Annotated in this window: 20 protein-coding genes and 1 pseudogene; 14 read left to right on the forward strand and 7 right to left on the reverse strand. The window is 68.3% G+C overall.

All coding sequences use genetic code 11. The features are described from left to right. Nucleotides 1-96 precede the first annotated feature (96 nt). On the reverse strand, nucleotides 97-5289 hold the full coding sequence (locus BMW26_RS15045; RefSeq protein WP_072591923.1) for a beta strand repeat-containing protein: 5193 nt from the start codon (nucleotides 5287-5289) through the stop codon (nucleotides 97-99). 302 nt (nucleotides 5290-5591) lie between these two features. Between BMW26_RS15045 and BMW26_RS15050 the strand changes: the two genes are divergently transcribed. From BMW26_RS15050 to BMW26_RS15070, 5 genes are read left to right on the forward strand one after another with little or no spacing between them, the layout of a single operon-like run. Continuing rightward, the gene (locus tag BMW26_RS15050) at nucleotides 5592-6527 is read left to right on the forward strand and encodes an ABC transporter substrate-binding protein (RefSeq protein ID WP_072591924.1); all 936 of its coding nucleotides are present in this window, start codon (nucleotides 5592-5594) and stop codon (nucleotides 6525-6527) included. Continuing rightward, nucleotides 6524-7576, forward strand: a complete 1053-nt coding sequence (locus BMW26_RS15055; protein WP_083569394.1) for an iron chelate uptake ABC transporter family permease subunit — start codon at nucleotides 6524-6526, stop codon at nucleotides 7574-7576. Before BMW26_RS15050 ends, BMW26_RS15055 begins: the two co-directional genes overlap by 4 nt. After that, nucleotides 7573-8637 carry a FecCD family ABC transporter permease gene (locus tag BMW26_RS15060; RefSeq protein WP_232224482.1) on the forward strand — a complete coding sequence of 355 codons (1065 nt, stop codon included), beginning with the start codon at nucleotides 7573-7575 and terminating at the stop codon, nucleotides 8635-8637. The genes BMW26_RS15055 and BMW26_RS15060 overlap by 4 nt, the downstream gene beginning before the upstream one ends. After that, entirely contained in the window at nucleotides 8630-9466 is an 837-nt protein-coding gene (locus BMW26_RS15065) for an ABC transporter ATP-binding protein (RefSeq protein WP_053097784.1), read from the forward strand. The genes BMW26_RS15060 and BMW26_RS15065 overlap by 8 nt, the downstream gene beginning before the upstream one ends. Beyond that, the gene (locus BMW26_RS15070) at nucleotides 9463-10314 is read left to right on the forward strand and encodes a siderophore-interacting protein (protein WP_072591925.1); all 852 of its coding nucleotides are present in this window, start codon (nucleotides 9463-9465) and stop codon (nucleotides 10312-10314) included. Before BMW26_RS15065 ends, BMW26_RS15070 begins: the two co-directional genes overlap by 4 nt. A gap of 73 nt (nucleotides 10315-10387) precedes the next feature. Here BMW26_RS15070 and BMW26_RS17665 read toward each other — a convergent pair. After that, nucleotides 10388-10507: pseudogene (locus BMW26_RS17665) on the reverse strand (class 1b ribonucleoside-diphosphate reductase subunit beta); the annotation flags it as partial. Nucleotides 10508-10872: 365 nt separating this feature from the next. Here BMW26_RS17665 and BMW26_RS17670 point away from each other — a divergent pair. Further along, entirely contained in the window at nucleotides 10873-11115 is a 243-nt protein-coding gene (locus BMW26_RS17670; protein ID WP_072591926.1) for a tyrosine-type recombinase/integrase, read from the forward strand. Between the two features lie 596 nt (nucleotides 11116-11711). Here BMW26_RS17670 and nrdF read toward each other — a convergent pair. From nrdF to nrdH, 4 genes are read right to left on the reverse strand one after another with little or no spacing between them, the layout of a single operon-like run. Beyond that, on the reverse strand, nucleotides 11712-12692 hold the full coding sequence (nrdF, locus tag BMW26_RS15085; RefSeq protein ID WP_056279164.1) for a class 1b ribonucleoside-diphosphate reductase subunit beta: 981 nt from the start codon (nucleotides 12690-12692) through the stop codon (nucleotides 11712-11714). Between the two features lie 33 nt (nucleotides 12693-12725). Continuing rightward, nucleotides 12726-14846 (reverse strand): class 1b ribonucleoside-diphosphate reductase subunit alpha, encoded by a 2121-nt coding sequence (gene nrdE, locus BMW26_RS15090; RefSeq protein WP_056280194.1) that lies wholly within the window; start codon nucleotides 14844-14846, stop codon nucleotides 12726-12728. Nucleotides 14847-14866: 20 nt separating this feature from the next. Continuing rightward, entirely contained in the window at nucleotides 14867-15328 is a 462-nt protein-coding gene (gene nrdI / locus BMW26_RS15095) for a class Ib ribonucleoside-diphosphate reductase assembly flavoprotein NrdI (protein WP_053097788.1), read from the reverse strand. A gap of 6 nt (nucleotides 15329-15334) precedes the next feature. Continuing rightward, nucleotides 15335-15568 (reverse strand): glutaredoxin-like protein NrdH, encoded by a 234-nt coding sequence (gene nrdH / locus BMW26_RS15100; RefSeq protein ID WP_042537838.1) that lies wholly within the window; start codon nucleotides 15566-15568, stop codon nucleotides 15335-15337. A 434-nt stretch (nucleotides 15569-16002) separates the two neighbouring features. On the opposite strand from nrdH, the gene BMW26_RS15105 reads away from it, so the two are divergent. The 6 genes from BMW26_RS15105 to BMW26_RS15130 all read left to right on the forward strand — a co-directional run bounded on the left by BMW26_RS15105 (nucleotide 16003) and on the right by BMW26_RS15130 (nucleotide 21984). Continuing rightward, entirely contained in the window at nucleotides 16003-17166 is a 1164-nt protein-coding gene (locus tag BMW26_RS15105; RefSeq protein ID WP_056279162.1) for an MFS transporter, read from the forward strand. Continuing rightward, nucleotides 17163-18077, forward strand: coding sequence for a sugar kinase (locus tag BMW26_RS15110; protein WP_072591928.1), 915 nt, complete (start codon nucleotides 17163-17165; stop codon nucleotides 18075-18077). Before BMW26_RS15105 ends, BMW26_RS15110 begins: the two co-directional genes overlap by 4 nt. A gap of 44 nt (nucleotides 18078-18121) precedes the next feature. Continuing rightward, nucleotides 18122-18880, forward strand: coding sequence for an alpha/beta fold hydrolase (locus BMW26_RS15115; RefSeq protein ID WP_072591929.1), 759 nt, complete (start codon nucleotides 18122-18124; stop codon nucleotides 18878-18880). Further along, the gene (locus BMW26_RS15120) at nucleotides 18877-20037 is read left to right on the forward strand and encodes an acyl-CoA dehydrogenase family protein (protein ID WP_072591930.1); all 1161 of its coding nucleotides are present in this window, start codon (nucleotides 18877-18879) and stop codon (nucleotides 20035-20037) included. The genes BMW26_RS15115 and BMW26_RS15120 overlap by 4 nt, the downstream gene beginning before the upstream one ends. Before the next feature lie 88 nt (nucleotides 20038-20125). Then, complete coding sequence (locus tag BMW26_RS15125; protein ID WP_053097793.1) at nucleotides 20126-20593, forward strand: Lrp/AsnC family transcriptional regulator; 468 nt, start codon at nucleotides 20126-20128, stop codon at nucleotides 20591-20593. Beyond that, entirely contained in the window at nucleotides 20590-21984 is a 1395-nt protein-coding gene (locus BMW26_RS15130) for an aspartate aminotransferase family protein (RefSeq protein WP_072591931.1), read from the forward strand. The genes BMW26_RS15125 and BMW26_RS15130 overlap by 4 nt, the downstream gene beginning before the upstream one ends. A 1-nt stretch (nucleotide 21985) precedes the next feature. On the opposite strand, the gene BMW26_RS15135 is transcribed toward BMW26_RS15130, so the two are convergent. Then, nucleotides 21986-23449, reverse strand: a complete 1464-nt coding sequence (locus BMW26_RS15135) for a PucR family transcriptional regulator (RefSeq protein ID WP_232224483.1) — start codon at nucleotides 23447-23449, stop codon at nucleotides 21986-21988. A gap of 174 nt (nucleotides 23450-23623) precedes the next feature. Here BMW26_RS15135 and BMW26_RS15140 point away from each other — a divergent pair, with 174 nt between their 5' ends. Together BMW26_RS15140 and BMW26_RS15145 are read left to right on the forward strand one after the other, a co-directional pair. Beyond that, entirely contained in the window at nucleotides 23624-25108 is a 1485-nt protein-coding gene (locus BMW26_RS15140; RefSeq protein ID WP_072591932.1) for a CoA-acylating methylmalonate-semialdehyde dehydrogenase, read from the forward strand. 36 nt (nucleotides 25109-25144) lie between these two features. Further along, nucleotides 25145-26533: an aspartate aminotransferase family protein gene (locus tag BMW26_RS15145; RefSeq protein WP_072591933.1), complete on the forward strand. Its 1389-nt coding sequence runs from the start codon at nucleotides 25145-25147 to the stop codon at nucleotides 26531-26533. The last annotated feature ends 28 nt before the right edge of the window (nucleotides 26534-26561 follow it).

Below are 26561 nucleotides of genomic sequence, written 5' to 3' on the forward strand. Positions count from 1 at the left end.
GAGTCGACGCAGGACAGCAGAGTCGGATCACGACACCGAACGGCCCTCGGCACCTGAGGGGGGCAGGTGCCGAGGGCCGCTCTTCGTGCGGGTCGCTCAGTCGATCGATGCGCGGCGGCGCAGGATCAGGAGCGCTGCTCCCCCCAGGAGCAGGGTCAGCGCGAGCACCAGCACCCAGGGTGCGAGCTGACCGCCCGTGATCGCCAGAGGCGACTGGACCGGATGAACGGTCGCGCTCTCGACGACCGGGAGAGGCGCATCCCCCGGGCTCGTCGCCAGCGCCGTGGCCACGTTCTCCAGCGTGGCCCCCGCGGCATCCGCATCCACGGTCACCGAGTACGTGACCGTCACCGTCTCCCCCTCGGCGAGGGCGCCGACCCAGTGCAGCCCGCTGTCCGTGACCACGGGTGCGGCGACCTCGTGATCGCCGACGGTCGCGGTGACGACACCGGTCAGTGCCGCGTGGTCCAGCACCTTGGAGAGATCGTCGCTGACGACGACCTCGTCGAGGTCGGTCTCCCCGGTGTTGACGCCGGTGAGCGTGTAGGTGACCACGCTGCCCACGGCCACGGCCGTCCCGGAGCCCACGTTCGCGGTCTTCGCGAACGTGAAGCCCGGAGCGCCGACACTGTGCTCCGTCGATGCCGGAGGAGGCGTGAGCTCGGCGCCGCCGGGGGCGGTGGCGGTGCCGTCGGCGACGTTCGAGATCGTCGCACCGCCCGCGTCGGCATCCACCGTCACGGAGTACGTGATCGCGACCCGCTCGCCGACCGCGAGAGCACCCTGCCACGAGAGCTCATCGCCCTGCACGATCGGCGCTGCGACGGGCGTGCCGTCGACAGCGGCCGACACATCGCCGTTGTATTCGGCGTGGGCGAGGACGTTCGAGAGGTCGTCACTGATCGTCACAGGGTCGAGCGCGGTCGCACCGGTGTTGATGCCCGTCACGGTGTAGGTGATGATGCTTCCCGGGTCGACCCGCGTCCCCGAGGCCGGGTCGGCGGTCTTCACGAGCTCGAATCCGGGCTCGTTGATCGGGTTCACCGTGACCGCCGGGGGCGTCTCGATCGGAGGCACCCCTCCGGGAGGAGTCGCGCCGCCCGTCACCGAGTTCTCGAGCGTCCCGCCACCGGCATCCGCGTTCACTGTCACCGAGTAGGTGATCGTGACGGTCTCTCCGATCCCGAGTGCGCCCGTCCACGAGAGCGTCTCGCCCACGAGTTGCGGAGCAGAAGCCGGTGAACCGTCCACCAGGGCGATCGCGTCGTCGTTGAACCCGGCGTCGTCGAGCACGTCCGAGAGGTCATCGCGGATGTCGACGGGGTCGAGCACGGTCTCGCCGGTGTTCACGCCGGTCACCGTGTAGGTGACGACGGCACCGGGGTCGATGGCCGTGCCCGAAGCGGGAGCGGCGCTCTTCGACACCGAGAAGCCGGGCTCGTTGACCGGGTTCGTCGTCGTGGCCGGGGGCGGTGTGATCTCCTCGCCGCCCGGAGGCGTCGCGATGGCCGTCGCCGAGTTCTCGATCAGTTCGCCGGCGGCATCCGGTCCGACCGTCACCGAATAGGTGATGGTGACCGTCTGTCCGACGGCGAGCGCACCCGTCCACGAGAGCTCGCCGTCGACGACCGCGACAGGCGTCTCCACGCCGCCGATGATCGTCGCGACGGGATCGGCGTCGAGCGAGGCGTGATCCAGGACGCTCGAGAGGTCGTCGACGATCTCGACGCTGTCGAGCGCCGTCTCGCCGGTGTTCACTCCGGTCAGCACATAGGTGATCACGGCGCCCGGGTCCACCGCGGTTCCGGATGCCGGATCGGCCGTCTTCGAGAACGCGAAGCCGGGCTCGTTGACCCGGTGTTCGGTGACCGCGGTCGGCGGCACGATGGGCGCGCCCGGTGTCGTCGGGCTCGCCGGGTCACTCGGATCGGACGGAACCAGCGGCGTCGCCTCTCCCGTCACCGTGTTGGTGATGGTCTCGCCTCCGGCACCGCCGTCGACGGTCACCGAGTAGGTGATCACGACGTCCTCACCCGGCTCGAGCGAACCGATCCAGGTGAGAGTGCTGTCGGTCACCGCGGCGTCACCACGCGTGGCATCGACATCGTCGTTGTATGAGGCGTTCGCCAGCACACCGGCGAGGTCGTCCGAGATCGCGGCCGGGTCGAGCACGGTGTCGCCCGTGTTCGTGCCGGTCACGGTGTACTCGATCACGCTGCCCGGGTCTACAGCGGTGCCGGTGACCGGGTCGGCGGTCTTGCTGACCTCGAAGCCGGGCGCCACGACCGGATGCTGGGTCGTCGCGGGAGGCGGCGACACCGGAGTGCCCGGAGTGGTCGGGCTCTCCGGATCGGTCGGGTCCGACGGGATCAGCGGCGTGGCCGCACCCTCGGCGGTGTTGCGCAGCAGCACGCCGGTCGCGTCGTCATCCACGGTCACCGTGTAGGTGATCACGACGTCATCACCGGCTCCGAGTGCGCCCGTCCAGCTGAGCTGGGATCCGGTCACATCGACCGTGCCTGTGGTCGCCGAGACGTCGCCGTTGTAGACGGCGTTCGCGAGAACGGCCGACAGGTCGTCGGTGATCGCCGCGGGGTCGAGCACGGTGGTGCCCGTGTTCGTTCCCGTGACCGTGTACTCGATGGTGTCGCCAGGACTCACGGCCGTGCCGGAGGCCGGATCAGAGGTCTTGGTGACCTCGAAGCCGGTGTCGACGACGGGATGCGCGGTCTCCACCTGCGGCGGAGTGATCGGCGTGCCGGGAGTCGACGGACCCTCGGGGTCGCTCGGGTCGGCGGGTATCCGCGGGGTCGCCACACCGTTCGCGACGTTGCGGAGCAGGGCGCTCTCGACGCCGGCGTCGACGGTGACCGAGTACCGGATCGTGACGGATTCGCCCCGCGGGATCGAGCCCGTCCAGGTGAGCATGCCGTCTGCCGCGATCGCGCTGCCGCGATCGGCAGTCACATCGTCGTTGTACGCGGCGTCATCGAGCACGGCCGTGAGGTCGTCGGTGATGGCCACTGGAGAGAGGTCGGTGTCGCCGGTGTTGGTTCCGGTGACCGTGTACTCGATCATGTCGCCGGCCGAGACCGCGGTGCCCGATGCCGGGTCGGCGGTCTTGCTGATCGTGAAGCCCGACCCGAGCACGGGATGCTGGGTCACCGCCGTCGGAGGGACGATGGGCTCGCCGGGGATCTGCGGGCCGGTCGGGTCTGCGGGATTCGGCGTCGTCGGGGTGGCGGTGCCTGAGGCGACGTTGCTGAGAACCTGGCCTGATGCGTCGTCGCCGACGGTCACCGAGTAGGTGATCGTCACGACCTGTCCGGGCTGCAGCGTGCCGCTCCAGGCGAGGTCGGTGCCCGTGAGGGTGGCTGCGCCGGCGGCGACCGGGGTGCCGTCGACGGCGGTCGCGATGTCCGCGTTGTACTCGGCGTGCGCGAGCACGTCGGTGAGGTCGTCGGCGATGGAAGCCGGGTCGAGAGCGGTGGCACCGGTGTTGGTGCCGGTGACGGTGTAGTCGATGATCTGGCCCGGCTGCACCACGGCGCCCGAGGTGGGATCAGCCGTCTTGGTGAGGGTGAAGCCCGCGACCGGGTGCTCGGTCGTGACGACCGGAGGAACGATCGGGTCGCCTCCCGGAGGCGTGCCCGAAGCCGTGACGCTGTTGGCGATGCTCTCGCCCTCGACGTCGTCGTCGACGATCACCGAGTAGGTGAAGGTCATGATCTGCCCCGGCTCGAGGGCTCCCGTCCACGTGAGCATGCCGCGGGTGATGGCGGCACCGCTCTCGACGAGATCGATGCCGTCGACGGTCGTCGCGAGGTCGTCCTGGTACTCGGCGAACGAGAAGACCCCGCTCAGGTCGTCGGCGATCTCGACATCGTTCAGCACGGTGTTCCCGGTGTTCTCCACCGCGACCTGGTAGGTGATCCGCTGCCCCGCCGCGACGGCGGTGCCGTCTGCCGGGTCGGAGGTCTTGCGCAGGTCGAGCCCGGGCGTGAGGAGGACGTTGGAGTAGACGCAGGTGACGTCGGTGCCGAGAGGACCAGCCGGCTGGGTGACCTGTCCGGAGTCGCTCACGGCGACGGGTGTGGTCGAGCCGTCTCCGTTGATCTGCTCGCAGACCAGAGAGGAGTCGTAACCTGTCGGGTCGGCCGAGCCCGCGGCCGCCTCTGCGAGGTCGAACGTGTCGCCCTGGTTCGTGAACACCGGACCGGCGTAGTCACGCTGGACGCCCGGCTCATCACCGGTCGTCGTGGCGGAGGTCTGCGCGACGCTGTATCCGTCGGGCGACTGGATGCTGAGCGCGAACTGGTCGGTCGGCGCGTGGCGCCCATCCGGCAGGTCCTTCTTGAGCGTGAGGGTGTTCGGGAACGTGCAGCTCGACATGTCGGTCGGCGAGAAGCTGCCGAGGAGTGTCGTGTTGACCGTCTCGCCTCGCGGAAGGTCGACCTCGATGATGCGGTTGCCACCGCTCGAGACCGAGACGAAGATGTGGCCGAGGTTGCCGAAGGCGATGCCGTTGCCCTGCACACCGTCACCGAGGTCATGCACCTGCTTGGCGTCGATGGTGGCGGTGCTCGACACGAGTTCAGTGGGCAGGTCGGCGGCGTAGATGTCCTGATCTGCGACGAGCACGAGCTGGCCGGAGGCGCTGAAGGCCATGTCGCCGTTCGCACCGAAGGCGCTGCTGCCTGCGGTGGGACGCAGCGTGCCGACCTGCACGTAGGTCTGCGGGGTGACGCCCTCGTTCCAGGCGTAGATGTTGATCGCGTTGCCGGCAGTGCCGCTCGCGAAGTAGTAGACCCCGGTCACCGGGTTCACTGCCCCACGCAGCACGGCGGAGCTGAGCGTGAACGGGGTGCGCGTGGTCTGATCGGTGACCCGGTCGTGCTTCGCCAGCACCTTGTTCGACGACGTGTTCGTCACCGTGTAGGCGTAGCGGCCACCGGCAGAGATGCCGAGACCGTTGTCGGAGTGGCCGGTGCCGAAGCTGATCGTGCCGAGGGCGCCGCCGTCACCGGGCGCGCCGCCCTGCTCGTTCACCGCGAACTCGCGGATCTCCGTCGTGCTCTGCACGAAGACCGCCCCGGGCGTGCAGAGGAACGGGTCGGCGGCCGCAGCGGGGGCGGCCGTGACCGTACCGCCGATCAAGACCATCGACGACGCGACGACCGCTGTGGTGACGAGACCGCTGACGAGCTTGCGCGCCGTCCTCCCCCAGCGTGGCGTCGCCTGCTGTGTCTCGGTCGGTTGATGGCGCTTTCGCGCACCACGAATACTCACGACTGCTCTCCCCTTGTCGCATCCGGTGCGCACTCGCGCACACGGGGCCCGCCACCCCCTTCGGCGGCATCCCTGGAGCACTGTCGACTGACCGCGCGCTCGAACCGGGCCTCCGAAAGACTGCCGTGCCGGCAGATTCACCCCCGCCCGAATGAGCCGAATTCACCCCTCGTTTTCACCCCTTGCTCGGAACGGTGGGGCGTCATGGTGCACGGCACGAGTGACCAAACTGTTAGGGTTGCCTAACCAACATCGATCTGGTCGGTGTCGTTCCCCTCCCCGGTCCCGAAAGGTCATTCACCATGCCCTCCAGCCTCCGTCTTCGCGCCGTCACGGCCTTGGCCGCCTCAGGATGCGCACTGCTTCTGCTCGCCGGCTGCGCCGCTGAGCCGACCGCCGTCACCGATGCGGCGGGGGAATCCGCCGGCACCCACGACGTCGAGCATGCCCGCGGCACCACCGCGGTCCCCGACGAGCCGCAGCGCGTGGTGACCCTCGAACCGCTCGAGCTCGACACCGCCGTCGCGGTCGGCATCGAGCCGGTCGGCGCTGCGGTCGCGAGCAACGTCGCAGGAGCACCGGCATACCTCGGCGCCGACGACGTCGAGCCCGTGGGCACTGTTCCCGAACCCGACCTCGAGGCCATCGCCGCGCTCGAGCCCGATCTGATCCTCGGAACCGAGGCCCGGCACTCCGAGCTCTACGAGCAGCTCTCGGCGATCGCCCCGACCGTGTTCATCGAGACCCAGGCCGACCCGTGGCGAGACAACGCCATGCTCATCGGCGAAGCGCTGGGCCGCGAGGCCGAGGTCGCCGATCTGCTCTCGGCCGTCGACGACCGGTGCGAGTCGCTGGCCGGCGAGTATGCGATCGACGGCGAGAGCGTGCAGCTGATCCGCCCCCGCGACGAGACGACCCTGAGCCTCTACGGACCGGTGTCGTTCTCGGGCAGCCTCCTCGAGTGCGCCGGGTTCACGATCCCCGCGCAGGAGTGGGCCGATGGGCTGCAGGCAGACATCTCGCCCGAGAACATCGTCTCGGCGGCAGCGGACCATGTGTTCGTCACCGTGACCGACGTCGACGAGGCCTCGGAGATCCCCACCGCGATCACGCAGAACGCCGCAGCCTTCCCCTCGGTCACCCCTGTCGACACGAGCTACTGGGTCTCAGGAGTCGGGCCGAAGGGCGCACAGGCCGTGCTCGATGACATCGAGGCGTACCTCGAAGAGAGCCGGTGACGACTCTCACCCCGGTCGAGACGTCGGGGGCTCCGCACGCGCGGATCCCCCGACGCGGCCGTCGTGCGGTCGTCGGTGCGATCGTCCTTCTTGCTGCGCTCGCGGCCGCCGTCGTCCTCTCCCTCGCGATCGGCGCGAATCCCCTCTCCCCCGAAGCGGTCTGGACGACCCTGCGGGGCGCGGGCACGACCGAGATGGATTACATCGTGCTCGAGTTGCGCATACCTCGCACCGTCACGGGGATCGTCGCCGGTGCGGCGCTGGGTGTGGCCGGCGCTCTCATCCAGGCCTTCACCCGTAATCCGCTCGCCGACCCGGGCATCCTCGGCGTGAACGCCGGCGCCGCGCTCGCGGTCGCCCTCGGCGTGAGCCTGCTCGGCCTGCGCGACGTCTCGCAGTTCGTCTGGTTCGCCTTCGTCGGCGCCCTCATCGTCACGGTGGCCGTCTACCTGATCGGCTCGGCGGGACGCGGCTCCGCTGACCCGCTCCGCCTCACGCTCGCCGGGGTCGCACTCGGAGCCGTGCTCTCCGGCATCACGACGGGCATCTCCCTCAGCGATCCGGAAGCCTTCGACTCGATGCGCAGCTGGAACGCCGGAACGCTGCTCGGACGTGGTTTCGACGTCATCGTTCCCGTCCTCCCGTTCGTCGCTGCCGGGGTCGTGCTCGCGCTGCTGCTCGGTCCGGGTCTGAACGCCATCGGCCTCGGCGAAGACGTCGCTCGGGCACAGGGCGCGAATGTTGCAGGCATCCGCGTCGGGGTCATCATCGCCGTCACACTTCTCGCGGGCGCGGCGACCGCCCTCGCCGGCCCGATCTCGTTCATCGGGCTGATGGTGCCGCACGTGATCCGCTGGACGTTCGGCGTCGACCAGCGAGTGATCCTGCCGCTCTCCGCCGTGCTGGCACCGGTGATCCTGCTTCTCGCCGACGTCCTCGGCCGGGTCATCATCGCCCCGGCGGAAGTGCCTGTCGGAATCGTCGCGGCATTCGTCGGAGCGCCGGTGCTGATCGCGCTGGCGCGACGAGGCCAGGTGAGTGCCCTGTGAGCGCGTCGATCGCCTCGGCGCTCACGGACGCCTCCCGCTCCAGGATGATCCTGCACCTGGGGCCGCTGCGGATGCCGGTTCGCCGGCGCAGCATCCTCGTCGGCGTCGCTGCAGCGGCCACTCTGATCGTTCTGGGCATCCTGGCGCTGGGGCTGGGGAGCTATCCCCTCATTCCCCAGGAGGTCGTGCAGACGCTGCTCGGCGGGGGCGACGCCCTGCACCGCACGGTCGTGATCGACTGGCGCCTGCCACGCGCGATCGCGGCGATCACCGTCGGTGCGCTCCTGGGCATCGCCGGCGCGCTCTTCCAGACCGTCACGAGGAATCCGCTCGCGAGCCCCGACATCCTCGGCCTGTCCAACGGCGCGTTCACGGGCATGCTGATCGCGCTGGTGCTGGTCTCGGGGAGCTGGCCGGTACTCACCGCCGGGTCTCTCATCGGCGGCTTCGCGACAGCCGTGGTGATCTGGCTGTTGTCGGCACGAGGCGGTGTGCACGGCTTCCGCCTCATCGTCGTGGGCATCGGAGTCTCGGCGATCCTCGCCTCTCTCAACACCTGGCTGCTCCTGCAGATCGAGCTCGAGACCGCGATGTTCGCGTCTGCCTGGGGCACTGGATCACTGAACGGCGTCACGGCAGGCCCGCTCGCGGGCGCGCTCCTGTGCGCCCTGCCGTTCGCCGTCGCAGCCCTTCTCCTGGTGCCGCGACTGCGCCAGCTCGAGCTGGGCGACGACACGGCCGCAGCCACAGGGGCCCGGCCGGGGCGGATCCGGGTCGTGGCGCTGCTCATCGGCGTCGCACTCGTCGCCGCCGCGACGACCGTCGCCGGCCCCGTGGCGTTCGTCGCGCTCGCTGCACCGCAGATCGCGCGCCTTGTGGCCCGCACCCCGCACCTCTCGCTGATGCTGTCGGCGCTGTTCGGAGGAGTCCTCCTGCTCGGTGCCGACCTCATCGCCCAGCACATGCTGCCGACTGCTCTGCCTGTCGGCGTCGTGACCGTGTCGGTCGGCGGCGCCTACCTCGTCCTGATGATCATCCTGGAGATCCGCCGCCGTGCTTGAGAACTCGACCTCGCCCGACCCCAGCGCCGCCTCGCGCCTCAGAGCCGAGAGCATCACGCTCACATACGACCGCACCGAGATCGTCCGCGAACTCTCCGTGGCTGTGCCCGCAGGAGGCTTCACGGTGATCATCGGGCCGAACGCGTGCGGCAAGTCCACGCTGCTGCGCGGGCTGTCACGCCTGCTGCCTCCCTCGAGCGGGCGCGTCGTCCTCGACGGCCGGTCGATCAGCGAGTACCCGGCGAAGGAGGTGGCCCGCCGGCTGGGTCTGCTTCCTCAGAGTGCGACAGCGCCGGACGGCATCACCGTGGCCGACCTGGTCGCCCGCGGGCGCTACCCGCACCAGAGTCTGATGCGCCAATGGTCGGATGCCGATGAGAGTGCTGTGCGGCACGCTCTCGACGCGACAGGAACAGCAGATCTCGCGTCACGCCCCGTCGATGCTCTCTCCGGTGGGCAGCGCCAGCGCGTCTGGGTGGCGATGGTGCTCGCGCAGGAGACGGATCTGCTGCTGCTCGACGAGCCGACCACTTTCCTCGACGTGGCCCACCAGGTGGATCTCATGGAGCTGCTCGCGCATCTCAATACGCAGGGACGCACACTCGTCGCCGTTCTGCACGACCTCAATCACGCCGCACGCTACGCGAGCCACATCATCGCGATGCGCGAGGGCCGCATCGTCGCTCAAGGCCCACCCCGCGAGGTCATCACGAGCGAACGAGTGCAGCAGGTGTTCGGCCTGGCGAACGTCGTGATCGATGATCCCGTCACCGGAGGACCGCTGGTGGTGCCGCTGCGCGGCTCGGCTCCTGCGGGAGTGCGGTCGTGACCGCCGAGCGCCCATGGGCATACAGCGCTTTCTCGGTGGAGGTTCGCGCACGCGTGATGCTCAGCCCGCATTTCGTCAGGCTGACCCTGGGCGGTGAGAGTCTGCGGAACTTCGCCGACTGGGGCATGGATCAGCGCATCAAGGTCGTCCTGCCGCTGGCCGACGGGGGCATCGCCGACTTCGGACTGCTCGACGAGCCGACACCGCATCCCTCCGACTGGTACACACGGTGGCGCGCCCTCCCAGAAGACGAACGCAACGTGCTGCGCACCTACACCCCCGCCGCGATCAGAGCCGAGGACCGCGAGATCGACATCGACTTCTTCCTCCACGAGCCCGCCGGGCCCGCCTCTGCATGGGCGGCCGCGGCGTCCCCGGGTGACCGCCTCGTCGTCAACGGTCCCGACGCGCGGATGGGGTGGACCGGGTACGGACTGCACTGGCATCCCCGCGATGCGGGGCGGTTCTTGATCATCGCCGACGAGACGGCATTCCCGGCTGTGCGCGGCATCCTCGACTCCCTCGGGCCGGACGCGCGCGCCGAGGTCATCCTCGAATGCGGTCACCCCGCCGATGACCTCATCTCGCCGGCTGCCCCCGACACCGCGCGCGTGCATCGCGTGCTGCGCGACGCCCCGGATTCGACGGCGATCGAACGGGCGGTGTACGCCTGGGGCGCCACCCACGGTGCGTCGGCCCGCAAGGACACCGCCTTCTACGCATGGATCGCGGGTGAGTCCGGCATGACCACCGGTATTCGCCGGTATCTGACCTCCGACCTCGGCATTCCGAAGGAACGGGTCTCCTTCCTCGGCTACTGGCGTCGAGGTGGGCCACTCGTCGGGTGATCCGCGGAGCGGAGCACGACGAAGGGGGCGGATGCCGCAGCATCCGCCCCCTTCGTATCGTTCAACAGGTGACTCAGAAGTCCCAGTCGTCGTCTTCCGTCGCCTCGGCCTTGCCGATGACGTACGACGATCCCGAACCCGAGAAGAAGTCGTGGTTCTCGTCGGCGTTCGGCGAGAGCGCGGGAGCAAGAGCGCCGCGAGAAACCGCTACATTTCGTATCCGCTCAGCCCCCGTCCGATCCGGCTCGAATCCGTGAACCTGTGGGCAAAATGTGGGCGCGCCGCGTTCGTTTCATGCCCCCCCAGTCGTCGTACTCAAGCTTGCGGCGAGCGGAGTCAAGGCTGCCCCTACAGTGCAGCACCGCACCCTCAGGGATATCGAGCTCTTCACGCGGCACATAGTCGATCCGGTCGGCACGCCGAAGTCTGGAGCGTCCCGCGAGATCCCTATTCCGCCCCACCTTGTGAAACGAATCGCGCGACTGTGCGAGGGCAAATCGCCCGACGACTTCCTGCTCGGCGACGGTGCCCTACCCGCACGCGACCAGCGGATGGTTCGTGAAGACGGTTCGCAGCGCCCACCTGATCGACAAGAGGACCCCGGCAATCACGCCGCACGACCTTCGCCACACTGCCGCGTCACTTGCCGTCTCATCCGGCGCCCACGTGAAGGCCGTACAGCGCATGCTCGGACACGCCTCGGCAGCTATGACACTCGACGTCTACGCGGATCTGTTCGACGACGATCTGGAGGCAGTGGCGCAAGCGATGAGCGCCGCGCGAGCCACGGCCGCCTCATGACACGCCGTCGTTTCATTGGTATTGCAAAGCAGGGCATACCTGGCGCATGCTTGGTGTTGTTCTCGCTGTGATCGACCGCAAGGGATCTGACCGCCAACGACAAAGACCCCCGACCGAAGTCGGGGGCCTATGCCTTTCCTAGAGGTTCACCGGATCAAGCTGCAGCAACAGCTTCAACCAGGTAGCGGTACGCGCATTCTCCCTTGCGGTCGATGCACGGCGGGAACGTAGCTCCGCGCTCGTGGCGCGTGACGACTCCGTACTGGTCGGCCCAGTCTCCGTCGAACGGAACCCGCTGGCCCGTCTTCCAGGCCCCATCGGGACCCATTGGCATATGCATGGTCATACTTTTTCACCTCCTCTCGGTCTGAGCGCGTGCCGGCGCTGGCACGACAAAGAGGAGGGGTCCCCACAGATGCGTGGGGACCCCTCAGTCGGGTTGTCAAGGAGCGCGACGTTCCCGTCGCGCCGACTCCATGTCGATGAAGCGTGGGCAAAACGTGGGTACGAGCGTTGTGTACTGCCCTCCACTCGAGCGTGATCCCATCGCTGCTCATCTTCACCCCCTGATACATATTCAATGCTGACCTGGCTTTTTAGAAGTCCCAGTCGTCGTCTTCCGTCGCCTCGGCCTTGCCGATGACGTACGACGATCCCGATCCAGAGAAGAAGTCGTGGTTCTCGTCGGCGTTCGGCGAGAGAGCCGACAGGATCGCCGGGTTCACGTTCGTGACGGTCGAGGGGAACATCGCTTCGTAGCCGAGGTTCATCAGCGCCTTGTTGGCGTTGTAGTGCAGGAACTTCTTGACGTCCTCGGTCAGGCCGACGCCGTCGTAGAGGTCCTGCGTGTACTGCACCTCGTTGTCGTAGAGCTCGAACAGCAGGTTGAAGGTGTAGTCCTTCAGCTCCTGGCGGCGCTCCTCGGTCTCCTTCTCGAGACCCTTCTGGAACTTGTAGCCGATGTAGTACCCGTGCACGGCCTCGTCACGGATGATGAGGCGGATCAGGTCGGCCGTGTTCGTGAGCTTCGCCTTCGACGACCAGTAGATCGGCAGGTAGAAGCCCGAGTAGAACAGGAACGACTCGAGCAGCGTCGAGGCGACCTTGCGCTTGAGCGGGTCGTCGCCCTGGTAGTAGTCCATGATGATCTGAGCCTTCTTCTGAAGGTTCGGGTTCTCAGTGGACCAGCGGAACGCCTCATCGATCTCCTTCGTCGACGCGAGCGTCGAGAAGATCGAGGAGTAGCTCTTCGCGTGCACAGACTCCATGAACGCGATGTTCGTGTACACGGCCTCTTCGTGAGGCGTGATCGCGTCGGGGATCAGCGAGACGGCGCCGACGGTGCCCTGGATCGTGTCGAGCAGCGTCAGACCGGTGAAGACGCGCATGGTGAGCAGCTGCTCATCGGGCGTGAGCGTGTTCCACGACTGGACGTCGTTCGACAGCGGCACCTTCTCAGGCAGCCAGAAGTTGTTCACCAGGCGGTTCCAGACCTCGAGGTCCTTGTCGTCCTGGATGCGGTTCCAGTTGATCGCCTGAACGCTGTCGACCAGCTTGAGCGGGGGGTGAGGAGTCATGATTCTTCGTCGTTTCTCGTGTTCAGGGCCGGATCAGAGCATGCACGAGACGCACTCGGTCATGTCGGTGCCCTCGAGCGCCATCTGACGCAGACGGATGTAGTAGATCGTCTTGATGCCCTTGCGCCATGCGTAGATCTGAGCCTTGTTGATGTCACGCGTCGTGGCGGTGTCCTTGAAGAACAGCGTCAGCGACAGGCCCTGGTCGACGTGCTGGGTGGCGGCGGCGTAGGTGTCGATGACCTTCTCGTAGCCGATCTCGTACGCGTCCTGGTAGTACTCCAGGTTGTCGTTCGTCATGAACGGCGCCGGGTAGTAGACGCGGCCGAGCTTGCCTTCCTTGCGGATCTCGATCTTCGACGCGATCGGGTGGATCGACGACGTCGAGTTGTTGATGTACGAGATCGAGCCGGTCGGGGGCACCGCCTGCAGGTTCTGGTTGTAGATGCCGTGCTCCTGGATCGACGCCTTCAGCGCCACCCAGTCCTCCTGCGTCGGGATGTGCTTGCCCGCGAAGAGCTCCTTGACCTTCTCGGTCTCGGGAACCCAGGCGCGCTCGATGTACTTGTCGAAGAACTCCCCCGACGCGTAGGTCGAGTCCTCGAAGCCGTCGAAGGCCTGCTTGCGCTCGATCGCGATGTTGTTCGAGGCGCGCAGCGCGTGGAACAGCACCGTGTAGAAGTAGATGTTCGTGAAGTCGATGCCCTCTTCGGAGCCGTAGTGCACGTGCTCGCGGGCGAGGTAGCCGTGCAGGTTCATCTGGCCGAGGCCGATCGCGTGCGAACGGTCGTTGCCGTCCTCGATCGAGCGGACCGAGCGGATGTGGCTCTGGTCGCTCACCGCGCTCAGCGCACGGATCGCGGTCTCGACCGTCTGGCCCAGGTCATCGGCATCCATGGACAGCGCGATGTTCATCGAGCCGAGGTTGCAGGAGATGTCCTTGCCGATCTGGTCGTACGACAGGTCGTCGTTGTACGTGGTCGGCGTGTTCACCTGCAGGATCTCGCTGCAGAGGTTGGACATGTTGATGCGGCCCTTGATCGGGTTGGCCTTGTTCACCGTGTCCTCGAACATGATGTACGGGTAGCCCGACTCGAACTGGATCTCGGCGATCGTCTGGAAGAACTCGCGCGCGTTGATCTTCGTCTTCTTGATGCGCGGGTCGTCGACCATCTCACGGTACTTCTCGGTGACAGAGATGTCGCCGAAGGGGACGCCGTAGACCTTCTCGACGTCGTACGGCGAGAAGAGGTACATGTCCTCGCCGTTCTTCGCCAGCTCGAACGTGATATCGGGCACGACGACGCCGAGCGACAGCGTCTTGATGCGGATCTTCTCGTCGGCGTTCTCACGCTTGGTGTCGAGGAAGCGCATGATGTCGGGGTGGTGTGCGTTGAGGTACACCGCGCCCGCACCCTGACGCGCACCGAGCTGGTTGGCGTAGCTGAAGCTGTCTTCGAGGAGCTTCATCACGGGGATGATGCCCGAGGACTGGTTCTCGATCTGCTTGATCGGCGCACCGGCCTCACGGATGTTCGAGAGCAGGAGCGCCACTCCGCCGCCGCGCTTGGAGAGCTGGAGGGCGGAGTTGATGCCGCGGGCGATCGACTCCATGTTGTCCTCGATGCGCAGCAGGAAGCAGCTGACGAGCTCGCCGCGCTGGGCCTTGCCCGAGTTGAGGAAGGTCGGGGTCGCGGGCTGGAAGCGGCCGGAGATGATCTCCTCGACCAGTGCGACGGCGAGCTGCTCGTCGCCGCCGGCGAGGCCGAGGGCCGTCATCACGACGCGGTCTTCGAAGCGCTCGAGGTAGCGCTTGCCGTCGAACGTCTTGAGCGTGTAGCTCGTGTAGTACTTGAAGGCGCCGAGGAACGTCTCGAAGCGGAACTTCTTGCCGTAGGCGAGGTCATTGAGCTTCTGGATGAACTCGAGCGAGTACTGCTCGATCACGGCCGGCTCGTAGTACTCCTTCTCGACGAGGTAGTCGAGGCGCTCCTTGAGCGAGTGGAAGAACACCGTGTTCTGGTTGACGTGCTGCAGGAAGTACTCGCGCGCCGCCCGCTTGTCGGCGTCGAACTGGATCTTGCCGTTCGCGTCGTACAGGTTCAGCATCGCGTTGAGGGCGTGATAGTCCAGGCCCTCGTAGGTCGGGTTCATCTTGAACGCCACCGTATCCGTCACTGAGTCGGCTCCTGCCTGCTCGTCAACTGCGGTACCCACCGTCGCTCCAATCCGTCGCTCACGCGATCTACATCGTCTTGTGTGCCGAAGATCTCGAGCCGATACAAGTGAGGCACGTTGCACTTGCGGCTGATGATGTCACCGGCGAGACAGAACGAGTCGCCGAAGTTGGTGTTGCCCGCCGAGATGACTCCGCGGATGTGACGCCGGTTGCGCTCGTCGTTGAGGAACCGGATGACCTGCTTGGGCACCGCGCCTCGTTCGACGCCGCGCCCCTCACCCCCGCCATAGGTGGGGGTGACCAGCACGAAGGGCTCGTCGACGACGAGTTCTTCCTGCTGTCGGAGAAGGGGAATGCGTCGGGCCGGGAGCCCGAGCTTCTCGACGAAGCGCGCGGTGTTACCCGAGGCGCTCGAGAAGTAGACCAGGAGCGGCGCGGCGGTCGCGACGGCGCTCATGGCGGATCACGCCAGACGCGAGGCGAGCTCGTCGATCTTGTCGGGGCGGAAGCCCGACCAGTGACCCTCGTCGGTGACGACGACGGGTGCCTGCATGTAGCCGAGCGCCTTGACCTGCTCGAGCGCCGTGGCGTCCTCCGACAGGTCGAGGATCTCGTACTCGATGCCCTTGGCGTCGAGCGCGCGGTAGGTGGCGTTGCACTGAACGCAGGACGGCTTCGTGTAGACCGTGATCGACATCTTTTCGCTTCCCCTCACATCTCTGGCCTGCATCTGAATCAGGCTGTTTTCCGGTAGACCCTCACCGGGATCTCAATACTACATATAGGTACGGACATTCAGGGTGACCACTAGGGGTAGTAGTTACATACGTGTAGTTTTCCACCGCTCTCCACTGTTACAACACAGGTTCTCCACCGTTTCTTCCACAGGCACAGCCCCCTTGACAGTGCCTGCGAACCGCGAGAAATCGCGGCTGGGAACGACCTGTGAGAGATCCATCCACAGGGGGGACGATACGGCCGACCTCGGACATCGGATTTTCTGTGGAAACTCGGTTTGGGCGTGTCGCGGCGTGTCGCGGAGGAGCCGCTTGGACCCGCGTCCGCGCCTCCCGGTAGCGTTGACCCGTGGCGGGATATCGGGACCTTCTTCGCACGCCCGGAGTGGCGCGCATGATCGCTGCACAGCTGACCGCTCGCTTCCCCAACGGGATGACCTCGCTCGCGATCCTGCTGCACGTCGAGCAGCAGACCGGGTCGTACGGCTCGGCTGGCCTCGTGCTCGCCGCGACGAGCGTCGGGCAGGCCGTCGCCGGCCCGATCACGAGTCGGTGGATGGGCGCCTGGGGCATGCGCCGCGTGCTCACCCTGACGCTCAGCGTCTGCGTGGTCGCCGTGCTGGGGCTCGCGCTCCTCCCCCTCAGCATCCCCGGCTACATGATCCTGGGCATGATCGCCGGCCTCTCGACCCCGCCGGTGCAGGCCGCCGTGCGCACCATCTATCCGAAGCTCGTGAACTCGAAGCAGCTCACTCCGCTGTTCTCCCTCGATGCCTCGCTGCAGGAGATCATCTGGGTCATCGCGCCCGTCGTGATCACCCTCGTCTCGACCCAGGTCGGCACCGCCGAGGGTCTCCTGCTCGTCGCCGTCGTGCTGGTGGGCGGCGGAGCGTGGTTCATCCTCTCGCCCGAGGTCGGTCGCGTGCGCATCCCCCGCAGCCGCAACGCCCTCGGCAAGGTCGTCCTCAAGCCGCCCGTGCTGCTCGCCACCGTCATCGGGTTCCTCCTCATCGGCGCCTGCTCCGCCGTCGAGGTCGGCGTCGTCGCCACGTTCGAGCACGGCAGCCTCGCCGCCGGCCTCGTGCTCGCCGTCTTCTCGGTCGGCAGCCTCGCCGGCGGACTCGCGTTCGGACACATCCCCATCGGCCCCTGGGCGATGGCCCGCCGTCTCGCGATCGTCACCGTCGGCCTGGCGCTCACCATGTTCTCCCTCAACGTGTTCTGGCTCGGCGGCACGCTGGTCCTCGCCGGCATCGGCATCGCGCCGGCCCTCGCCGTGCTGTTCGCCATCACGACCGCGAGCGTGAAGTTCAGCGAGACCGCCGAGGCGTTCGGCTGGGCGGGCACGGGACAGCTCATCGGTGCCGCGGCGGGCTCGGCGGTCGCCGGCTTCCTGGTCGACGCGACGGATCCGCGAGGCGCCTACCTCGCCGCGACACTGTTCGCCGCAGCCGGCCTCGTCGTCTCGATCGTCTTCGTCCGCTCCTTCCCCGACCTGCGCCATCGCGACGCGAGTCCCCACCCCGACACCGAACCCCTGGCGGTCACCCCTTCATGAGCTCTGCCCCCTCCCCCGCATCCGCCGCCCCCGAGGTCGTCTGCATCGGCGAGTCCATGGGACTCGTCACCGCTCTCGGCGCCCCGCTCGCCGAGACCGAGACGGCTGCGCTCGGTCTGGCGGGAGCCGAGGGCAACGTCGCGGTCGGGCTCGTGTCGGCAGGGCACCGCGCCGCGTGGGCCTCACGCCTCGGTGACGACCCGATCGGCGTGCGCATCTCGACCGAGCTCGAGCGGCGCGGCGTCGACCTCTGGGTGACGACGGATGCGGATGCTCCCACCGGCGTCATGTTCAAGGACCCCGGCGTGGAGTCGTCGTCGGTCTACTACTACCGGCGCGGTTCGGCCGCCTCGCTGATGGCACCGGGGTTCCTCGACGCCGCCCAGCTCGCCGGCGTCCGCATCGTGCACACCACGGGCATCACCCCGGCGCTCTCGCCGTCCTGCCGCGCGATGGTCGATCAGCTGTTCGTCGACGCTCGCGCCGCCGGCGCCCTCGTGTCCTTCGACGTCAATGATCGCCGCGCACTGTGGACGATGCAGGATGCCGCCGACACTCTCGCCCGCCTCGCGGACGCCGCCGACATCGCCTTCGTCGGACGCGACGAGGCCGAGCGCATCTGGGGCACCGCGACCGCCGCCGAGATCCGCACCCGTCTGCCGCACTGCGGGCTGCTCATCGTCAAGGACGGCGACGTCGGGGCGACCGCGTTCCTCGGCGACGACGAGCCGGTGTTCGTGCCCGCTCCCCGTGTCGAGGTCGTCGAGCCGGTCGGCGCCGGAGACGCGTTCGCGGCCGGGTTCCTCGCCGCGACCCTCGACGGCGCAGATCTGTCGGCACGGCTGTCCGCGGGCCACACCGCAGCGGCCCGCGTGCTGACGACGCACGGCGACCTGCCGCCCCTCGACTGAGCTCCGCAGGCCTCACCGCCGCGAGCCGGTCGTAGGCTTGCTGCATGCCCGCACCGCTCACGCTGCCCCGCATCTCCTGGGGCGACCCGGCATCCGATCGTCGCGTTCTCCTCGTGCACGGGCTCGGCTCGTCCGCGGCTCTCATGTGGCGCGTCGGCACCGACCTCGCCGACGCCGGATGGCATGCGACCGCCGTCGACCTGCGTGGCCACGGCGACGCCCCGCGCGCCCTCGACTACTCGGTCGCCGCCTACGCGGCAGACCTCGCCACGACGACGCCCGACGGAGGGGGACCCTGGGATGCCGTCGTCGGCCACTCGCTCGGCGGGGCCTCCAGCACGGCGGCGGCGGCATCCGCTCCCGAGTGGACGCGCCGACTCGTGCTGCTCGATCCGGCGATCCTCGTCGGCGGCCGGGATGCCGCGATCGTCCGCAGGAGCCAGGAGCGCGCCTTCGCCGACAACAGGGTGGAGTTGGTGCGGCAGGAGCATCCGCACTGGCACCCGCAGGACTGGGAGCTGAAGGTCGACGCGGTGCACCGCGCGAGCGCCTGGGCGGTCGAGCAGACGAGTGCGCAGAACACTCCGTGGGACGTCACTGCGGATGCCGCCCGGCTGACCGTTCCCACCCATGTGATCGCCTCGGATCCCGCGGTCTACAGCATCTTCACCGGCGAGGTCGCGGCCGGCGTCCTCGCCTCCAACCCCCTCGTCACGATGTCGGTCGTCGAGGGCGCCGGGCACTCGCTGCACCGCGACAAGCCCGAAGAGACCGTCCGACAGCTGAGAGAGGCACTCGCGTGAGCACCTTCGATCCGACCGCCTACCTTCCCGACGACCTTCTCGAGCGCATCCGCGAGCGGGCCCCGATCCACGACCGCGAGAACACGTTCCCCGAGCAGGACCTCGATGAGCTCCGCGATGCGGGATATCTGTCGATACTCGTGCCGGCCGAACGCGGGGGCGCGGGGCTCGGCCTCGCCGAGGCGGCGATCCTGCAGCAGCGTCTCGCGACCGCCGCTCCCGCCACGGCGCTCGCGATCAACATGCACCTGGTGTGGACCGGCGTCGCGAAGGTCTTCTCCGACCGCGGCGTGCCGGGTCTCGAGTTCGTGCAGGACGGCGCGGTCGCGGGCGAGGTCTTCGCCTTCGGAATCAGCGAGGGCGGCAACGACCTGGTGCTGTTCGGCAGCGACACCGAGGCCACGCCCACCGCCGACGGAGGCTACGCGTTCACCGGCACCAAGATCTTCACCTCGCTCGCGCCCGTATGGACGAGGCTCGGGCTGCACGGCCTCGACACGACGAGCGCCGACGCTCCGAAGCTGGTCTTCGCCTTCGTCGACCGCACCGACGCGGTCGTCACGGGCGACGACTGGGACACCCTCGGCATGCGGGGCACCCAGAGCCGCACGACGCGTCTCGACGGAGCCGTGGCGGATGCCGCGCACGTGGTGCGTCGCATCGATCCGGGCCCGAACCCCGACCCCATCGTCTTCGGGATCTTCTCCGTCTTCGAGATCCTGCTCGCCTCCGTCTACACGGGCATCGCACGTCGTGCCCTCGACCTGGCGGTGCTCACCGCGCAGATGCGCCGTTCGAAGAAGACGGGTGCGACGTACAGCCAGGATCCCGACATCCGCTGGCGCATCGCCGACATGGGCCTCGCGTACGACGCGCTCCCGCCGCAGATCGCGGTGCTCGCCCGCGATGTCGATGAGAGGGTCGACAACGGCGCTCGGTGGTTCACGCTGCTGTCGGGCGTCAAGCACCGGGCGATCACGATGTCGAAGCACGTCGTCGATCAGGCGATGCTCGTCGCCGGCGGCGGCTCGTACTTCTCGTCGAACGAGCTGTCGCGTCTCTACCGGGACGTCCTCGCGGGCGCATTCCATCCCTCCGATCCCGAATCGGCGCATTCCACTGCGGCGAGCGCCTGGCTCGGACCCCTCGAGGCATAAGCGCGATATTCTGCGGTTTCACCCCTGAGGCTCTGCCGATTCTGCGGAATCAGTTGAAGACCGGCCGCTGCGGTGCGAGGATCGCATCATGGCGTCCTCGAAGAAGCACCCCCCACTGGACGATGTCGCGAAGACGATCATCGAACTGCTGCAGGAGGACGGGCGACGCTCGTACTCCGACATCGGGCGAGAGGTGGGGCTCAGCGAAGCCGCCGTCCGCCAGCGCGTGCAGCGGCTCACCGAGTCCGGCGTGATGCAGATCGTCGCAGTGACCGATCCGATGCAGCTCGGCTTCCCCCGGCAGGCCATGATCGGCGTCCGCGTCTCGGGCGACACGAGGGTCGTGGCCGAGGCCATCGCCGAGATCGCCGCCATCGACTACGTCGTCATCACCGTGGGCTCGTTCGACATCCTCGCCGAGGTCGTCTGCGAGGACGACGAGGACCTCCTCGCCCTCATCAACGATCACATCCGCCCGATCGACGGGGTCCTGTCGACCGAGACCTTCATCTACGCCAAGCTGCAGAAGCAGCTCTACAACTGGGGGACCAGATGAGCACGCAACGCCCGACACCGTCCGAGGCCGAACTCCAGACCATGGCCAAGGACCACCTGTGGATGCACTTCACACGGCAGTCCACGATGGAGAAGAGCGGCGTCCCGATCATCGTCAAGGGCGACGGTCACCGCATCTGGGACTCGAAGGGCAAGGAGTACTTCGACGGCCTCGCCGGACTCTTCGTCGTCAACGCCGGCCACGGCCGTCGTCGGCTCGCCGAGGCCGCGGCGAAGCAGGCATCCGAGCTGTCGTTCTTCCCGCTGTGGTCGTATGCGCACCCGGCGGCCATCGAGCTCGCCGACCGACTCGCGGCCGAGGCGCCCGGCGACCTGAACCGCGTGTTCTTCTCGACGGGCGGCGGCGAGGCGGTCGAGACCGCGTTCAAGCTCGCGAAGCACTACTGGAAGCTGATGGGCAAGCCGACCAAGCACAAGGTCATCTCGCGATCGGTCGCCTATCACGGCACCCCTCAGGGCGCACTGGCCATCACCGGCATCCCGGCGATGAAGTCCATGTTCGAGCCCGTCACCCCGGGTGGGTTCCGCGTGCCGAACACCAACTTCTACCGCGCGGCCGAGATGGGCGGCCCGAGCGACGACCTCGAGGCCTTCGGTCGCTGGGCCGCCGACCGCATCGAGGAGATGATCCTGTTCGAGGGCGCCGACACGGTCGCCGCGGTGTTCCTCGAGCCGGTGCAGAACTCGGGCGGATGCTTCCCGCCTCCTCCCGGATACTTCGCCAGGGTGCGCGAGATCTGCGACCGCCACGACGTGCTGCTCGTGTCGGACGAGGTCATCTGCGCGTTCGGTCGCCTGGGCCACACCTTCGCGTGCACGGGCCTCGGCTACGTGCCCGACATGATCACGTGCGCCAAGGGCATGACGAGCGGCTACTCGCCCATCGGCGCGACCGTCATCAGCGACCGGATCTACGAGCCGTTCTCGAAGGGCGACGTGTCGTTCCCGCACGGCTACACGTTCGGCGGGCATCCGGTCTCGGCGGCCGTGGCCCTCGAGAACCTCGCGATCTTCGACGAGGAGGGGCTCAACGAGCACGTGCGCGAGAACTCGCCCCTGTTCCGCGCCGAGCTCGAGAAGCTCCTCGACATCCCGATCGTGGGCGATGTGCGCGGAGACGGCTACTTCTTCGGCATCGAGCTCGTGAAGGACAAGGCGACGCGGGAGACCTTCGACGACGACGAGTCCGAGCGGCTGCTGCGCGGCTTCCTCTCCCCCGCCCTGTTCGAGGCCGGGCTCTACTGCCGCGCCGACGACCGCGGCGACCCCGTGATCCAGCTCGCACCGCCGCTGACGGTGGGATCCGCGGAGTTCCGTCAGATCGAGCAGATCCTGCGGAGCGTGCTCACCGACGCCCAGTCGGTGCTCTGACTCAGTCGGTCACCGCGGTGCGCCGCCTCGCGAGGAGCGCGAGGTGGAGCGCCGCGATCGTCTCGCCGTCGTCGAGGTCGGCACCGAGCAGATCGCCGATCAGCGTGAGGCGCTGATAGAACACCGACCGCGACAGGTGACTCGCGGCGGCCGCCGCCGAGCGGTTGCCCGGGTGTGCGACGAGAGCCGCGAGCACGGCGAGCAGGTCGCCGCGACGCTCTCGGTCGTGACGGATCAGCGGCGCCAGCATCCGCTCGCTGTGCTCGTGCAGCCGGTGATCGTCGCGCAGCGTGGCGACGAGCCTCTCGAGCGGGCGATCGTCGACCCGCCGCACTCTGGCCCCCGCCTCGGCGCGGTCGCTGTCGGCGAGGTCGCGCGCGGCGCGCAGCGAGCCGAGCAGTCCGACGACGTCATCGGCGACCGGGCCGACGAACACCGCGCGGTCGGGACCGGCGATGCGCAGCACGACCTCGTCGGACAGCACTGCGGATGCCGGAAGTGACAGCAGAGCGACGTCGTCGCCCTCGACCCTGGCCGCCATGACGGCGAACCCCGCCTGCCGTGCGCGATACGCGAGCTCGCTGATCGACGCCGACCCTCGGGCGACGATCCCGTGGCACTGCCGGTCGGCGAGGGCGAAACCGCCGGCACGCAGCCGCGCGTCGATGTCGTCGGCCTTCGCGAAGCGCGCCCCCAGCAGATCATCGATCACCGTGCGCTGCGCGAGCAGCGACCATTCGGTGTCGCCGCCGTCGGCGATGCAGCCGAACGCGAGGGCCGTCGCCCCCTGTTCGAGCACCGTGACCCGCCCGGCGGGGTGAGCCGGTCCCGGCTGGGCGAGCAGCGTGCCCCAGCGCACTCCCCGCGCCTGCACCGGCACCCGCTCGGCGTCGCCACGCGAGCTCAGGACGTCGGCGATCGGAGAGTCGAGCCCCTCGGCCGCGATCACCTCACCTGCGAGGTTCTCCAGGATCACCGGTGCGCGTAGCGCCCGCGCGGTCTCGGACACCACGACATCGGCCGGCGCGCCCTGCAGGCTCAGCGCGGTGAAGAGCTCGTGCAGGTGCTGACGCTCGTGCAGCGCGTGCGTCTGCGCGGCGATGAGGGCATGATGCACCGCCTCGGTCACCGCGACGAACTTGACCTCTCGGGTCAACGCGATGAGCGCCAGTCCGACCGTCGCGCACAGGTCGACCAGCGGCTGGGGCACCGCCTCCCGGGCTGTGCCGAGCTCGAACACGATGCCGGCGATGCCCGCGCGGTGCAGGCTGGTCGCGAAGTCCCGCAGCTGCTCGACGTCGCTCGGCCACCCGGCTCCCGTGGTCAGCAGCAGCTCGCCGCCGTCGAGAAGCCGCGCGACGTCCGGGCTGTCGGAGACATGCACCCACCGCACGGCGACATCGAGAGCGGCGCCGCCCACGAGCACCGACGGGCCGCCCTGCTGCACGGCGGGCTCGGAGAGCACGTCGGAGACGCTGAGAAACGTGCTGCCGTCCGGACGTTCTGTCCGACCCAGCTCGAAGTCGCTACGTTCTGACACCTGTTCGCCCTCTCGTGCTCTGTGATCATGGGAGAGAACCCAGCGTATCGCTGCTCGGTCAGAGTGTTCGATACGGATCACGCAGCACGAAGGAGCCCCGTGGACATCGTCCGTCACCTCATCAATGGAGCAGAGACCGCCGACGCGGCGCGCACGGGACAGGTCTTCGACCCGGCCACCGGTCAGGTGTCGAAGCAGGTCGCCTTCGCGTCGACCGCCGAGGTCGACCAGGCCATCGCCGCCGCGGCATCCGCTCTGCCCGCCTGGCGCGAGACGAGCCTCATCAAGCGCGCCGACGTCTTCTTCCGCCTGCGTCAGCTGCTCAAGGAGCGCACGCCCGAGCTCGCGGCGATCGTCACCTCGGAGCACGGCAAGGTGCTCTCGGACGCCGCCGGCGAGGTCTCGCGCGGCATCGAGAACGTCGAGTTCGCCGCCGGCCTCGTGCACCTGCTCAAGGGAGAGCGCAGCGAGCAGGTCTCGCGCGGCGTCGACGTGCACTCGGTCAAGCAGCCCGTCGGGGTCGTCGCGGCGATCACGCCGTTCAACTTCCCCGTCATGGTGCCGCTGTGGATGGTCGCTTCGGCGATCGCCTGCGGCAACACGGTCGTGCTCAAGCCGAGCGAGAAGGACCCGTCGGCGGCCATCTGGATCGCGAAGCTCTTCCAGGAGGCAGGATTGCCCGACGGCGTGCTCAATGTCGTGAACGGCGACAAGGAGGCCGTCGACGCGCTGCTCGAGTCGCCGCGGGTGAACGCGATCAGCTTCGTCGGATCGACCCCGATCGCCCGCTCCATCTACCAGCGGGCGGCGAACGCGGGCAAGCGCGTGCAGGCTCTGGGCGGCGCGAAGAACCACATGGTCGTGATGCCGGATGCCGACATCGACGCCGCGGCCGACGCGGCGGTCTCGGCCGCATACGGCTCGGCCGGCGAGCGCTGCATGGCCGTCTCGGTGCTGGTCGCGGTGGGAGACATCGCCGACGACCTCGTCACAGCGATCGCCTCGCGCATCGACGGACTCACGATCGGCGCGGGCACGGACGCCGCGAGCGAGATGGGCCCGCTCATCACCCGCGAGCACCGCGACCGCGTCGCCTCCTACGTGACCGGCGCCACCGCGGAGGGTGCGACCGTCGTGGTCGACGGCACGACGAAGGAGTTCGACTCCGACGGCTTCTTCATCGGGGTCAGCCTCATCGATCGGGTCGCTCCCGGCATGAAGGTGTACGACGACGAGATCTTCGGCCCGGTGCTCTCGGTCGTGCGCGTCGAGACCTATGCCGAGGCCGTCGAGCTCGTCAACGCGAACGCGTACGGCAACGGCACCGCGATCTTCACCCGCGACGGCGGCACCGCCCGCCAGTACGAGTTCGACATCGAGGTCGGCATGGTCGGCGTCAACGTGCCGATCCCCGTGCCGATCGGCGCCTACTCGTTCGGCGGCTGGAAGGACTCGCTCTTCGGCGACTCGCACATCTACGGACCCGAGTCGGTGCACTTCTACACTCGGTCGAAGGTGGTCACGACGCGCTGGCCCGACCACACGCCCTCGCAGATCGACCTGGGCTTCCCGAGCAACCACTGAGCCCCCGAGCAGACACTGAGAACCGAGACACGAGACATGACGAACTTCATCGATCGCCACGGCGCATCGCATCCGCTCCCCGCCCCCGAGGCCGAGGCGCAGGTGCGGGCGGACGACCGCGGCCACGTCTTCCACTCCTGGAGCGCCCAGGGACTCATCGATCCGCTGCCCGTCGCCGCGGGTGAGGGCTCGACGTTCTGGGACTACGCCGGCAACGCCTACCTCGACTTCTCGAGCCAGCTGGTGAACCTCAACCTGGGGCACCAGCATCCCGACCTCGTGGCCGCGATCCAGCAGCAGGCGGGTCGCCTCTCGACCATCCAGCCGGCGATGGCCAACGACGTGCGGGGCGAGCTCGCCCGACTCATCATCGAGGTCGCGCCCGAGGGCTTCGAGAAGGTCTTCTTCACCAACGGCGGCGCCGAGGCCAACGAGTACGCCGTGCGCATGGCGCGCCAGTCGACGGGCCGCCACAAGGTGCTCTCGATGTACCGCAGCTATCACGGGTCGACCGCGACGGCGATCTCGCTGACGGGTGATCCTCGCCGGTGGGCGAACGGCACACCGGATTCCGGAGCCGTGCGCTTCTTCGGGCCCTACCTCTACCGCTCGCCGTTCCACGCCGAGACGCCGGAGCAGGAGTCCGAGCGCGCCCTCGCCCACCTCGAGCAGACCATCCAGCTCGAAGGACCCTCGACGATCGCGGCGATCATCATCGAGACCGTCGTCGGCACGAACGGCGTGCTCGTGCCGCCGCCCGGCTACCTGCAGGGCGTGCGCGAGCTGTGCGACCGCTACGGCATCGTCTACATCGCGGACGAGGTCATGGTCGGCTTCGGCCGCCTCGGCGAGTGGTTCGGCATCGACGCGTACGACGGGCGTCCCGACCTGATCACCTTCGCGAAAGGCGTGAACTCCGGGTACGTGCCGCTCGGCGGCGTCGTCATCTCCGAGCGCATCGCGAAGGCCTTCGACACCACGCCGTTCGCGGGAGGGCTCACGTACTCCGGGCATCCGCTCGCGTGCGCCGCGGGCGTCGCCACCTTCGAGGTGTTCCGCCGCGACGGCATCCTCGAGCGGGTGCGCGACCTCGGCGAGCGCATCGTCGAGCCGACCCTGCGCGGCTGGGTCGACACCCACCCGAGCGTCGGAGAGGTGCGCGGCCGCGGGCTCTTCTGGGCCGTCGAGCTGGTGCGCGACAAGGAGACGCGCGAGCCGCTCGTGCCGTTCAACGCGAGCGGAGCGGATGCCGCGCCCGTCGCCGCCTTCGCCGCCGCCGCCAAGAAGGCGGGTGTCTGGCCGTTCACGCACTTCAACCGCATGCACGTGGCACCGCCGCTCGTGATCGGCGAGGACGATCTCGTGCGCGGTCTGGCCGTGCTCGACGAGGCTCTCGCCGTGGCCGACGAGGCAGCCACGAGCTGACAGTGCCGTGAGGTGCAGCCGCTGCTGC

It is taken from the genome of Microbacterium sp. 1.5R, from assembly GCF_001889265.1.
GTDB lineage: Bacteria > Actinomycetota > Actinomycetes > Actinomycetales > Microbacteriaceae > Microbacterium.